At 71.5% G+C, this 12885-nt stretch carries 13 protein-coding genes; 6 read left to right on the forward strand and 7 right to left on the reverse strand.

Annotated elements, in window-relative coordinates:
* Window positions 1-46 precede the first annotated feature (46 nt).
* From LX16_RS20550 to LX16_RS20570, 5 genes are all read left to right on the forward strand, one after another.
* Window positions 47-832: an EI24 domain-containing protein gene (locus LX16_RS20550; RefSeq protein WP_147141698.1), complete on the forward strand. Its 786-nt coding sequence runs from the start codon at window positions 47-49 to the stop codon at window positions 830-832.
* 72 nt (window positions 833-904) lie between these two features.
* Window positions 905-2089 carry an allantoate amidohydrolase gene (locus LX16_RS20555; protein ID WP_147142094.1) on the forward strand — a complete coding sequence of 395 codons (1185 nt, stop codon included), beginning with the start codon at window positions 905-907 and terminating at the stop codon, window positions 2087-2089.
* Window positions 2086-3420, forward strand: coding sequence for a formimidoylglutamate deiminase (locus LX16_RS20560; protein WP_147142091.1), 1335 nt, complete (start codon window positions 2086-2088; stop codon window positions 3418-3420). Before LX16_RS20555 ends, LX16_RS20560 begins: the two co-directional genes overlap by 4 nt.
* Window positions 3421-3480: 60 nt before the next feature.
* Window positions 3481-4047 (forward strand): NADPH-dependent FMN reductase, encoded by a 567-nt coding sequence (locus tag LX16_RS20565; RefSeq protein WP_147141701.1) that lies wholly within the window; start codon window positions 3481-3483, stop codon window positions 4045-4047.
* A 360-nt stretch (window positions 4048-4407) separates the two neighbouring features.
* On the forward strand, window positions 4408-5157 hold the full coding sequence (locus LX16_RS20570) for an ABC transporter ATP-binding protein (RefSeq protein ID WP_147141704.1): 750 nt from the start codon (window positions 4408-4410) through the stop codon (window positions 5155-5157).
* Between the two features lie 32 nt (window positions 5158-5189).
* Here LX16_RS20570 and LX16_RS20575 read toward each other — a convergent pair whose 3' ends face one another.
* The 3 genes from LX16_RS20575 to LX16_RS26705 all read right to left on the reverse strand — a co-directional run bounded on the left by LX16_RS20575 (window position 5190) and on the right by LX16_RS26705 (window position 7003).
* Window positions 5190-5870 (reverse strand): exonuclease domain-containing protein, encoded by a 681-nt coding sequence (locus tag LX16_RS20575; protein ID WP_147141706.1) that lies wholly within the window; start codon window positions 5868-5870, stop codon window positions 5190-5192.
* Between the two features lie 130 nt (window positions 5871-6000).
* Entirely contained in the window at window positions 6001-6732 is a 732-nt protein-coding gene (locus LX16_RS20580; protein ID WP_147141709.1) for a maleylpyruvate isomerase family mycothiol-dependent enzyme, read from the reverse strand.
* 79 nt (window positions 6733-6811) lie between these two features.
* Window positions 6812-7003: a hypothetical protein gene (locus LX16_RS26705; RefSeq protein ID WP_211354678.1), complete on the reverse strand. Its 192-nt coding sequence runs from the start codon at window positions 7001-7003 to the stop codon at window positions 6812-6814.
* Between the two features lie 49 nt (window positions 7004-7052).
* On the opposite strand from LX16_RS26705, the gene LX16_RS20585 reads away from it, so the two are divergent.
* Window positions 7053-8105, forward strand: coding sequence for a UDP-N-acetylmuramate dehydrogenase (locus tag LX16_RS20585; RefSeq protein WP_147142097.1), 1053 nt, complete (start codon window positions 7053-7055; stop codon window positions 8103-8105).
* A gap of 21 nt (window positions 8106-8126) precedes the next feature.
* On the opposite strand, the gene LX16_RS20590 is transcribed toward LX16_RS20585, so the two are convergent.
* From LX16_RS20590 to LX16_RS20605, 4 genes are all read right to left on the reverse strand, one after another.
* Entirely contained in the window at window positions 8127-8792 is a 666-nt protein-coding gene (locus LX16_RS20590; RefSeq protein WP_147141712.1) for a response regulator, read from the reverse strand.
* Window positions 8793-8814: 22 nt separating this feature from the next.
* Complete coding sequence (locus LX16_RS20595) at window positions 8815-10146, reverse strand: sensor histidine kinase (protein WP_147141715.1); 1332 nt, start codon at window positions 10144-10146, stop codon at window positions 8815-8817.
* A gap of 107 nt (window positions 10147-10253) precedes the next feature.
* Window positions 10254-11060, reverse strand: coding sequence for a DUF4097 family beta strand repeat-containing protein (locus tag LX16_RS20600; protein ID WP_147141716.1), 807 nt, complete (start codon window positions 11058-11060; stop codon window positions 10254-10256).
* Between the two features lie 179 nt (window positions 11061-11239).
* Complete coding sequence (locus LX16_RS20605; protein ID WP_147141719.1) at window positions 11240-12859, reverse strand: acyl-CoA dehydrogenase family protein; 1620 nt, start codon at window positions 12857-12859, stop codon at window positions 11240-11242.
* Window positions 12860-12885: the final 26 nt, after the last annotated feature.

Here is a 12885-nt window from a genome sequence, read left to right on the forward strand (position 1 = left end):
GCACGCGTACCGGAACCACTGTGGCGGCGCCGATTAAGCTGTGTGAATGCGTGATATCGGTGCCGGGATCGGCTACCTGGTCAAGGGATTCGGTTTCTGGGGGCGCCGCCCCGGCGTCATGTTGCTCGGAGCGATCCCCGCGCTGCTGGCCGGGGCACTGCTCCTCGCCGCGTTCGTCGCCCTGGCGTGGAACATCGCCGACCTGACCGCGTGGTTGACCGGTTTCAGCGCCGGGTGGCCCACCGGGCTCGCCGACGCGATCCAGATCGCGGCGGGCGTCATCGTGTTCGCCATCGCCGGATGGCTCTCCGTGATCCTGTTCACCGCGATCACCCTGACCATCGGCGACCCGTTCTACGAGGCCATCAACCGGCGCGTGGAGACCTACTACGGCGGCTGCCACGAGGTCGAGCAGAGCGTCTGGCAGGGCGTCAAACAGTCGATCGTCGACGGGCTGCGGCTGCTCGCGGTGTCACTGCCGCTGAGCGTCCTGCTGTTCCTCATCGGACTCATCCCCGTCGTCGGCACGATCGTGGCACTGGTTCTCGGCGGTCTCGTGGGCGGCTGGTTCCTCGCGGTCGAGGTCACCTCGTACCCGTTCAACCGGCGGGGCATCCGGTACCGGCAGTACCGGGCGATGCTGGCGAAACGGCGCCCCATGGCGGTCGGCTTCGGCGTGGGGATCTTCCTGCTGTTCCTCATCCCGCTGGGGGCCGTCCTGGTCATGCCCGCCGCCGTGGCCGGTGGGACGCTGCTGGCCCGCGACGTCCTCGGTGAACCCGTGACGGTGCCCGCGCGGCCGCACCCGGCCGTCGCGCCCGGGCACCGCTGACCCGCCCGGGCCCCACCGGCGGCCCGGCGACCCACCGCCGGGGCTTAGCCTCAAGGCGTGCGATTCGAAGAGATGTGGTACGACCTGGCCCCGGTGGGGCGGTTCTCCGCGACCGGCGGCTACCGGCGGTTCGCGTTCGGCGCGGCGGAACTCGAATGCCGCGCCTGGTTCGCGGCGGAGGCCCGGCGGCGCGGCATGGCCATGGAGGCGGACGGGAACGGCAACCTGTGGGCATGGTGGGGTGACCCCGCCGCCGGGAACGCCGTCGTCACCGGCAGCCACCTCGACTCCGTCCCCGACGGCGGCGCGTTCGACGGCCCGTTGGGCGTGGTCAGCGGATTCGCCGCGATAGACCTGCTGCGCGCGTCCGGTGACGTCCCGGTCCGGCCCGTCGGGGTCGCCGCGTTCACCGAGGAGGAGGGTGGCCGGTTCGGCATCGCGTGCCTGGGTTCCCGGCTTCTCACCGGCGCCGTCGACCCGGCCGTCGCCGCCGCGCTCACCGACGCCGACGGCAACCGGCTCGACGAGACCATGGCCGCCGCCGGATCGGACCCGGGCCTGCTCGGCCCCGACCCGGACCGGCTCTCCCGCATCGCGGTCTACGTCGAGCTGCACATCGAGCAGGGACGCGCCCAGGTGGACATGGACGCCCCCGTCGCGGTCGGCAGCGCCATCTGGCCGCACGGGCGGTGGCGGATGGAGTTCCGGGGCCGGGCGGACCACGCCGGCACCACCCGGCTCGACGACCGCGCCGACCCGATGCTCACCTACGCCAACACCGTGCTGGCGGCCCGGAAGAAGGCCAGACTCGCCGGTGCGGTCGCCACGGTGGGCCGGGTGTTCTGCGAACCCAACGGCACCAACGCCATCCCGTCCCGGGTCCTGGGGTGGCTCGACGCGCGCGCGGAGGACCGCGCCGCCCTCGACCGGGTCGTCGAGGAACTGGAGACCGCCACACTGCAACGCGCCGAGCGGGACGGCACCGAGGTGACCGTCACCCGGGAGTCGTTCAGTCCCGAGGTCGCGTTCGACGCGGCCCTTCGTGACCGGCTCGCCGGGGTCCTGGGCGGTGTCCCCGTCCTGGCGACCGGCGCCGGGCACGACGCCGGGATCCTCGCCGCCGCGATACCCACCGCGATGCTGTTCGTGCGGAACCCCACCGGCGTGTCGCACTCCCCCGCCGAGTCCGCCGAGATGTCGGACTGCATCGCCGGCGTCCACGCCCTCGCCGACGTCCTGCGGGAACTGGCGTGCTGACCCGGTACTTCGCCGAGCGGGCCTGGCTGGGTCCCGACGACGGGCTCGCCGATTCGGTGACGATCGAGGTGACCGGCGACCGGATCACCGCCGTGTCGTCCGGTGGGCGGCCGAACGACGCGGTCCGGCTGCCCGGTCTCGTCATGCCGGGCCTCGTCAACGCCCACTCCCACGCGTTCCACCGGGCGTTGCGCGGCCGCACCCACACCGGACGCGGCGACTTCTGGTCGTGGCGGGAACAGATGTACACGGTGGCCGACCGGTTGACGCCCGACGGTTATCTCGCGCTGGCCCGCGCCTGCTACGCGGAGATGGCGTGCGCCGGCATCACCACCGTCGTGGAGTTCCACTATCTACACCACGCGCCGGGCGGCACCCCGTACCGCGACCCCGCGGAGATGTCGCACGCGTTGGCGTCGGCGGCCGCCGACGCCGGGGTGCACCTGGTGCTGCTGGACACGCTGTACCTGCAGGCCGATGTGGACGGTTCACCGTTGACGGGACCGCAGTCGCGGTTCGGGGACGGCGACCCCGACCGGTGGCTCGCCCGTGTCGAGGCGGCCCCGACCGGGCCGGGCCTGTCCACCGGCGCCGCCATCCACTCGGTGCGGGGTTGCCCGCCCGAGGCCATGCGGTTCGCCGCCGAATGGGCGCGACACAACGCCGTGCCGCTGCACATCCACCTGTCCGAGCAGGTGAAGGAGAACGCGGCGTGTCTGGCCCGGTACGGCCGCACCCCGGCGCAGTTGTGCGCCGACACCGGTGTCCTCGACGCCGACACCACGGCGGTACACGCCACCCACCTCACCGACGCCGACATCGCGCTGCTGGGCGGGCACGGCACGATCGCCGGCTTCTGCCCCACCACCGAACGGGACCTCGCCGACGGCATCGGCCCGGCGACGGCACTGCGCGACGCGGGCGCCGGCCTGTCACTGGGGTCCGACAGTCACGCCGTCATCGACCTGTTCGAGGAGGCCCGGGCCGTCGAACTCAACGAACGGCTCCGCACGATGCGGCGCGGCGGGCACGGCGCGACCGAACTACTCGCCGCCGCCACGGCCGGCGGCGCGGCGAGCGCCGGTCAACGCGACAGCGCCGGACGCATCGCCGCCGGGTTCCGGGCCGACCTCATCGCCGTGGACACCGGTTCGGTCCGGCTCGCCGGTGCCGACGATCCGGTGGCCGCGACCGTGTTCGCCGCGACCGCGGCCGACGTCACCGACGTGGTCGCGGCGGGCCGCCGGGTCGTGACCGAACGACGCCACCGGCTCGGTGACGTGGCGGCGTTGCTCTCGACCGCGGTCCACCCGCTGTTCCAGGACCGGTGAGGCGATGAACGGCGGTGGGCCGGTGCGGCGATCGCCGGAACGACCGCGCGGGTCCGGTACATGACGATCGTGCCGCGGGTGCTGCTGTTGCCGGGAAGCCTGCGGGACGGATCCGTCCACCGGGCGGTGTTGCGTACCGCCAAGGCGGCGGTCGGCATGGCGCGGGGCGTGCTGTTCGACGGCACGGCGGACCTGCCCCACTTCGATCCTGACGACGACGTGGACCCGTTGCCGCCGCCGGTGGCCGCGCTGCGTTCGGCCGTCGAATGGGCCGACGCGCTGCTGATCTGCACCCCGGAGTACGCCGGCGGGCTGCCCGGGTCGTTCAAGAACCTGCTGGACTGGACGGTCGGCGGTGCGGAGATCGACGACAAGCCCGTCGGGTGGATCACGGCGGCCCCACCGGGTCGCGGTGGCGGCGCGGAGGCGGCGCTGCGGGTCGCGCTGGAGTACACCGGTGCCAGGATCGTCGAGGACGCGTGCCGCCGGATTCCGGTCGACCGCTCCACGCTCGGCGAGTCGGGCATCTTCACCGACCCGGAGACGCGGATGCGGATCACCGGAACCCTCATGGCCCTGCGGATGCACAGCACCGCCACTCCGTTACGTTGTCGCGGTGTGCGGTGACGGCCCTGCCCGCCCGTCTTCGGGGGCCGCCACTCCTCCTCCCCATGGCGTCGAGCCTAGGTCCGGAACCGGTGGGCCGTCGAGGCGGTGAACGGGGCGGTGTGGACGACCGGGGGATTGTGGAAAAGCCACAGTGGAGCGACATGACGGTGTTCGCCACGACGGCCGTCCGATCGCCGCGCGGACCCGCACGTCCGCGGCACCGACTCACCCGACCCCGCGCGAACCGCGTGCCACCGGAAGGACACGGCCGGGTGACAACCTCCGGCCCCCTCCACGACGTCTATGTCGGTGGACGGCCGGATGCGGCGCGATCGGCCGTCCACCTCCTACTCCGCCACCACCGAGAGACGGAAGCCCATGGTCCACAGCCCTTCGACCGCCGAACCGGTGACCGTCGGCGACGTGACCGTCGAGGCGGACTCCGCCGACACCGGTCTCATCCACCTCGACGGCGTCGGTCTCACCTACCCCGGCCCCCCGCCAGTGGAGGCGTTGCGGCCGTGCGACCTGCGGATCGACTCGGGTGAGTACGTGGCCATCGTGGGCCCGTCGGGGTCCGGCAAGTCCACACTGCTGAACCTGCTCGGCCTGCTCGACAGGCCGACGTGCGGCCGGTATCTGTTGGACGGGAACGACACCTCGCTCATGTCGGAGAAGCAGCGCACGGCGCTGCGGGCCCGCACCATCGGCTTCGTGTTCCAGTCGTTCCACCTGATGCCGCACCGCACCGCCGAGGAGAACGTCGCGTTGTCGCTGGTGTATCAGGGCATCCCGGCGCGGCGGCGCCGCGAGAAGGCCCGTGACATGCTCGAACACGTCGGTCTCGGGCATCGGCTCGGCGCGGTTCCGACCACCCTGTCCGGCGGTGAACGTCAACGGGTGGCGATCGCGCGCGCCCTGGCCGCCGCGCCCTCACTGCTGTTGTGCGACGAGCCGACCGGCAACCTCGACTCCAAGACCGCCGAGTCCGTGATGAACACCCTGGACGAGTTGAACGCGGCGGGCCTGACGGTGCTGATCATCACCCACGACGACGAGATAGCCGGACACGCGGGGCGCGCCGTGACGATCCGGGACGGGGTGCTGTCAGAGGGCTTCGGTTCCTGACCGGCCGGGGGTACCGGCCGGCCGGGAACGGGTCACAGTTGCAACGGCCAGCGACGGTCCACGGTCTCGTCGCGGCCCTGCCGCCGCAGGTACGCCTCCAGGGAGGCCGCGTCGTCGGCGTGCCAGCCCATCTGGGAGACGTGGAGTTCGCCGAGGCTCATCTGGGCGATCTTCGGGTACCGGGCGCCGATCGCCCTCGCCAGGGCCACGGCGGCGGTCGCGTCCGCCACCGCGCTGTGCGCGTGTGACAGCGCGACACCGTACTGTTCGCAGACGGCCGACAGGGTGCGTTTCCCCTTGCGCCACTTGTCGCACTTCTTGTCGAGCACGAACGGGTCGATGACGTACAACCGGTTCCACGGGACGGGTTCCAGTCCGTGCCGTTCGAGTTCGTAGGCCAGCAGGGTGAGGTCGAACCCGGCTCGGTAGGCGACGACGGGTATGCGTTCCTCGGCGGCCTTGACGAGGATGCGTGCGATCTCGGGTAGTGCCAGGTGTGGCGCCACTCCGTGGTCGCGGGCGTGCTGCGTCGTGATGCCGTGGATCCGGGTGGCCTCGGCGGGTATCTCCACTCCGGGGTCGATGAGCCAGGTGGACACGTCGGCGCCGTCGACCACGGCGGCGGTGACGATGCGGTCCTCTGCGCCCGTCACTCCGGTGGTCTCGGTGTCGAAGCCCAGGAGTGGGCCGGTGTGCCAGCCGTCCGCGATCATGCGATCACCCCGCGGCAGCGAAGTGGACCGGCAGTGGTGACGGGATGTCGCCGAATGAGTTCGCTGTGCGTGTTCATGCGGCACAGACTACGGAGTGGATGCGACACCGCGCAATATGGTCACCAGGGGTTCACCTGGCGCGGATGGCCTCCAGCAGTTCGGGGTCGCCTTCGCAGTCGAGGACGTTGAACGGCACCCGGCCCCACAGCGCGAGGAAGAGGTCGGAGGCCGGTCCGACGGCTCGGGCCTGCACCGGCTGTCCCGGCAGGTCGACGTCGTCGGGACTGACCAGTGTGTACTTGGCGTCGCGCCACCGCACGTACCACTCCTCCTCCACATCGGAGGCGAACAGGTGCAGTAGACCGGCGACCTCCTCGCGACTGGCGCGGCGGTCGGCGGGGATGAACGAGTCGAGGACCTCCGAGACGCCTTCGACCGCCACGGCGGCCGCGACCGGTTCGGTGGCGCCGACGGCCATCTGGGCGTCCCAGCGGTGGATCGCGGCCTCGCAGGCGGCCCGTCGCAGCCAGAACCGGGCCTCGTCGGGTTGGGGCGCCCAGTTCCACGCGGGGGTGTCGGGGTCGGCGGCGGTGAGGGCCTCGGTGAGTATGCGGCCGGACTCGACGAGGGCCGGGCGTGGGTCGGGGTCGTCGGTGGCGTCGGACGGCTGCTCCTGCGGCGGCTCGGCGCTGGTGATGCGGAGGGCGTAGCGGCGGCACACCGTGTCCATGTGCGCCACGAGTTCCCGCAGAGTCCATTCCGGACAGCTCGGCACCGGAACGTCCAGGTCGGCCGGTACGACGGCGGCGTGGAGGGCTTCCAGGTTCGACCGCCAGTGGGCTATGTATTCAGACTTTTCCAATTCCCTATCCTGTCTGCGGTTGCCCGGATGTCACCCCGATCAGCTTATGCGCGCACGGCCACCCGGGACCGCCGGGTCGTCATGCGACCGCCTCCACCACGACGCCGCGTCCGGGACCGCCCGCACCCAGGAGCCTTGAGAGGTCGTCTCCGATCCCGCCGTTCTGCCGCGCGTCGCCCGGTCGGCACCTCGCGGCGTTGTCGCAGGCCCCGCTACAACACCGGTACGCACGGATCTTCCAGAGCATCGCCTCCTCCGCCTTGCGATCCACTCGACCGGACACCGCTCACGACGAACGAGGACCGAAGACAACCTCTAAGCTGGCAACCGTGTCTGAAACGAACCGGGGCCGGCTGGCCGACCACACCACGCTGCGGCTGGGCGGGCCGACCGACTCACTCGTCGAGGCCACCGACCGGGATCGGATCGTCGCGGCCGTCACCGGCGCCGACGCGGTCGGCGAGCCGGTGCTTCTGGTGGCGGGCGGCAGCAACCTGGTCGTCTCCGACGAGGGCTTCCGCGGCGTCACCGTGCTGCTGCGTTCCCGGGGCGTGACCGTGACCGACGACGCCGACCACGTCGAGGTCACCGTCGCGGCCGGTGAGAACTGGGACGCCCTCGTCGCCCGGTCCTGCGCGGAGGGCTGGTCCGGGCTCGAATTCCTCTCGGGCATCCCCGGCTCGGCCGGCGCCACCCCCATCCAGAACGTCGGCGCCTACGGACAGGAGATCTCGTCGGTGTTCCGGCACACCGACGTACTCGACCGGCACAGCGGCGAGATCCGCCGCTTCACCGGCCCCGAATGCCACTTCGGCTACCGGGACAGCGTCTTCAAACACGCCAGGGACCGGTACGTCGTCCTGGAGGTCACCTACCGGCTGGCGAAGTCGCCGCTGTCGCAACCCATCCGGTACCCCGAGACCGCCGCCGCCCTGGACGTCGCCGTGGGTGAGACCGTGCCGCTGGCGGTGGCCCGGCAGACGGTCCTCACCTTGCGACGCGGCAAGGGCATGGTCCTCGACCCCTCGGATCCCGACACCTACAGCGCGGGCTCCTTCTTCATCAACCCGGTCGTCGACACGGCACGTTTCGACGCGGTCGCCGCCGCGGCCACCACCACGCCGCCGCACTGGCGGGTCGACGGCGGGGTGAAGCTGTCGGCGGCGTGGCTCATCGGCCAGGCCGGATTCCGGCGCGGCTACGGGCACGACGGCGTCGCGATCTCCGGCAAACACCTGTTGGCGTTGACCAACCGGGGTGAGGGTTCCAGCAAGGCGCTGCTGTCGCTGGCCCGTGAGATCCGCGACCGGGTCGAAGAGCGGTTCGGGGTCAGGCTGCGGCCGGAGCCGACCATGGTCGGCATCGACTGGTAGGTCACCGGGCGCGGCGGCCGGTCAACCGTTCAGGTAGGCCAGTACCGCCAGCACCCGCCGGTTGTCGTCACTGGACTGCGTCAACCCGAGTTTCCGGAACACGTTGTTGCTGTGCTTGTCCACGGCCTTGTCGGTCACGTACAGCGCCGCCGCGATCGCCGAGTTGGAACGTCCCTCCGCCATCAACGCCAGCACCTCCTGTTCCCGGGGCGTCAACTCGTCCAGCCGGGACCGTTGACCGCCGAGCAGCTGCGTGATCACGTCGGGGTCCATCGCGGTCCCGCCCGAGGCGACCCGGTGCAGCGACTCCACGAACTCGGCGATGTTCGACACCCGGTCCTTCAGCAGGTAACCGACGCCGCCCGCCCGGTCGCGCATCAGTTCACGGGCGTAGAGCTGCTCCACGTACTGGGACAGCACCAGCACCGGCAACCCGGGGATCCGCGCCCGCGCCTCGATCACCGCGCGCAGCCCCTCGTCGGTGAAGGTGGGGGGAAGCCGGACGTCGATCACCGACACGTCCGGACGGTGCTCCAACAACGCCGGTGCCAGCCGGGGGCCGTTGTCGACCAGTTCGACGACGTCGAAACCGTGCGCGGTCAGCAACCGGGTGAGGCCGTCGGCCAGCAGCGCGTGGTCTTCGGCCACCACCACCCGCGGGCGCCGAGAGGAGGAATCTGGGGTCACCCGTCGAGATTACGGCGCGCGCTCAGGCGGAGGCGACCGCCGTCAACTCGCAGGGGATCTCCAGGGCGATGACGGTGGGGCCGCCTTCGGGGGAGGTGACGGTGACGGTGCCGTCGAACGCGGCGAGCCGCCGCACCAGGCCGTCCAGGCCGCCGCCCGGTGTGACCCGGGCACCGCCGTGGCCGTCGTCGCGGATGGTGATGCCAAGGCGTGGCACCGGCTGGTCCTCGTGGCGCCGCGCCCCCGGGGCGGGCAGGGCCCCGAAGTGCCCGATCCGGACCCGGACGGTGGTGGCACCGGCGTACTTGGCGACGTTGGTGAGTGCCTCGGCGATGGCGAAGTACGCCGCCGACTCCACCGGTGCGGGTGGACGCCCCGGCAGGTCATCGGTCACCGTGACCGGCAGCGGGTGGGCCAGGGCCAGTGCCTCCACCGCCTTGGCGAGACCCCGGTCGGCCAGGACCGGCGGGTGGATGCCCCGCACCAGGTTCCGCAGCTCGACCAGGGCGGCGCCGGAGTTCTCCCGTGCCTCGGCGAGCAGGCGGGCGGCGGCGGCCGGGTCGGTGTCGAGCAGTTCCTCCGCCATGCCCAGGCTCATACCCAGGGCGACGAGCCGTGCCTGCGCACCGTCGTGGAGGTCCCGTTCGATGCGGCGCAGTTCGGCGGCGGAGGAGTCGACGGTGTCGGCGCGGGACTCGGTGAGCTGTTCGACGCGCTGCTGCAGGCGCGCCGACCGGGTGGGGCGCAGCAGCAGGGCGGCGAGTTTCGCGTAGGACGTCTGCAGGAGGTCGCCCAGCCACCACCACAGGGTGAACATGACACCGGCGATGGGCCACGCCCACAGGGCGCCGCCGAGGGTGTCGAAGTGGAACAAGCCGAAGAAGCTGTTGAAGACGTTCGGCCAGCTCCACCACAGCACCGGGTACACGAGGTAGAAGAACGGGCTGAGGAACAGCGCGATCGTGGTGAGGTGCACGAGCAGGCCGAGCGGGAGGTTCACGGCGTGCCAGGCGATGTCACGCCACACGGTGACGTCGCGGGTGAGCGCCAGCAGTTGCATCCCGATGTGCCCCTTCGGCCAGCGGCCGTACGGCTGCTCGATGCGGTCGCCGTTGATCCTGCGGTATAGCGCGCGTTCGGCGCGGGTGAGGCCACGGGTCAGCCACACCGCGCCGATGCACAGCGGGATGCCGATGGACAGCAGGACCAGCGGGATCGACACGATGGTGAGGACCAGGAGGGCGGTCCCCGCCACCGCGAGACCGATCAGGCAGACCGCGAGACCGACCTGGGTGAGCCGCCGGCCGAACCGGCCGCGGAGGGTCTGTGAGTAGGAGACCGAGGTGTGCACCATGTACCCATTCTCGCCGGTCAGGGCGTGTGTGTCGGTGGGGTCAACCCCCCGATCGTCACACGACGACCGCCCGGACCCGTACAGGACCGGGCGGTCGTGTGGTCGGATCAGGGGTGGCGGAATGTGAAGTCGCCGGAGTTGACGGTCACCGTGGCGGCGCGGGTCGCGGTGTCGGAGACGGCGACCTCGACCTGGGAGCTGCCGCTGTCGACGGTCGCGTCGACGCGGTACGGGGCTCCGTCGTCGGGCACGACCAGGGTCACCGAACCGGAGTCGGCCTCACCGGCGATGTTGGCCGGTGGTTCGACGAACCCCAGTTCCACGTCCCCGGAGTCGACGTCGAAGGTGACGTCGGTGCTGGCCAGGTCGTCGCCCCTGAGGTCCCCGGAGTCGGCCGACAGGTCGAGCCGGCCGGTGACGTTCTCGAGGTCGATGTTGCCGGAGTCGGCCGAGAGGTTCAGGTCGGCGGTGATCCCCTCCACGACGATGTTCCCGGAGTCGACCTCGAGTTCCACCACCGTGTCGGCGGGGACCTCGATCCGGTAGTCGATGCTGCAGGCGCCGGCGGGCAGGAACTCGCGGCCGCAGCCCTTGAAGTCGATGGTCAGGACCTCGCCGGACCAGGTCTCGACCGCCTCGGGTTCCCGGTCGCCGTAGCGCAGGGTGCGCTCCACGACGACGCCGTCTCCGGTGCCCGCGACGACCTCGACGTCTCCGGAGTCGTTGTCGACGACGAGGCGGTCGATGGGTTGTTGGTACATCTGGCTGCGGGACTCGACGTGGTCGGGCACCGTGCTCCGCCAGATCGCCCATCCGGCGGCGGCGGCGCCGGCGAGGATCACCACGCCGAGGACCAGTGACAGCGCGATCTTGCCGCCTCGGGGCATGCGGCGGGTGTCCGTGTCGTCGGACATTCGGGCTCCTAGGTCGTAGTGGGGGCGTCGGGATGTCGTCACCGGTGGTGTGGTCGGCGTGGGCGGCGTTCCGGGGACCGGTGACGGGTCGTCTCCGTCAGGTTATTCCCGTGGTGGCCTCCCGGCATCGGGGAAAACACCCGATTCCGTCCCGGGTTCCGCTCGGGGTGCCGGCAGTCTCACTCGGGCAGGTACCGGTCGACGACGGCGGCGGCGTCGACGTCGGAGGGCAGGTCGCCGTACACGAGGCCGCGGCCCGCGGCGAGCCGGGCGGCGACGAAGCCCCTGGCGACGGGTTCAGGCGCGTACCGCCACAGCAGTGACGCCTGTAGTGCGAGCGCCATGTCCTCGGTGACGCGCCGCGCGTCGCCCGGCGCGACGGTACCGGTGAACCGGTCCCTCAACCGGTCGGTGTGGGCGTCGAGGTGCTGGTCGGTGCCCCGGGTGGTGTCGAGTTCGGCGAAGAACGCGTCGAGTGATTCGGGCGCGGTCTGCACTGCGCGCAGGACGTCGAGGCAGATGACGTTGCCCGATCCCTCCCAGATCGACATCAGGGGTTGTTCGCGGTACCTGCGGGCCAGCGGAAAGTCCTCGATGTAGCCGTTGCCGCCCAGGCATTCCAGGGCTTCGGCGGCGTGGCCGGGTCCGCGTTTGCACACCCAGTACTTGGCGACGGCGGTGGCGAGGCGCCGGAAGGCGGCCTGCGCGGGGTCGTCGTAGGCGGCGGCGAGCCGCATCATGGTGACGGTGGCGGCCTCGGATTCGACGCACAGGTCGGCCAGGACGCGGGTCATCAACGGCTGGTCGACGAGACGCCGCCCGAACGCCGACCGGTGCCGGGTGTGCCAGACCGCCTCGGCCGCGGACTGCCGCATCCCGGCGGCGGTGGCGATGACGCAGTCGAGCCTGGTGTGGTTGACCATCTCGATGATGGTGCGGACGCCGCGTCCCTCCTCGCCGACGAGGTGTGCGACGGCGTCGTGGAACTCGGGTTCGGCGGAGGCGTTGGAGCGGTTGCCGAGCTTGTCCTTCAGGCGTTGGAACCGGATGGCGTTGCGGGTGCCGTCGGGCAGGACCCTGGGCAGCAGGAAGCAGGACAGGCCGCCGGGCGCCTGGGCGAGAACGAGGAAGGCGTCGCTCATCGGCGCCGAGCAGAACCACTTGTGTCCGCGGAGCAGGTACTCACCGGTGGCCGTGGGGGTGGCGGTGGTGGTGTTGGCGCGGACGTCGGAGCCGCCCTGGCGTTCGGTCATCGCCATGCCGAGCAGGACGCCGGCCTTGTCGGCCATGGGGCGCAGCCCGGGGTCGTACACGCCGGAGGTGATCTTCGGCGTCCACCGGGCGGCGAGTTCGGGCGCGGCGCGCAGCGCGGGAACCGAGGCGTAGGTCATCGACATCGGGCAGCCGTGTCCGGGTTCGACCTGGGCCAGGAGGGAGAACAGGACGGCGCGGGCGGCGTGGGCGCCGGGCCGGGGGTCGCGCCACGGTGAGGCGTGGACGCCGTATCCGACGGCGAGGTCCATGAACCGGTGCCATGCGGGATGGAAGTCGACCTCGTCGACGCGGTTGCCGACCCGGTCGTGGGTGCGCAGCACCGGCGGGTGCCGGTGGGCGGCCTCGGCGGCGGAGGCGGTGGCGGCGGTGGACAACCGTTCACCGAGTTCGGTGGCGGTCTCGGCGACCCAGCCGGCGCCGGTCCATCCGGCGGCGTCGCGCAGTGCCGTGTCGGCGGTGTACAGGTTGCGGCCGGTCATGGGCGGGGGCTGGTTGAAGACTTCGTGCGGTCGGTGTGACGGCATCACCGGGACTCCTATTACTCGTGGGT

Origin of the sequence: Stackebrandtia albiflava (assembly GCF_007994225.1) — a bacterium.
GTDB classification, from domain to species: domain Bacteria; phylum Actinomycetota; class Actinomycetes; order Mycobacteriales; family Micromonosporaceae; genus Stackebrandtia; species Stackebrandtia albiflava.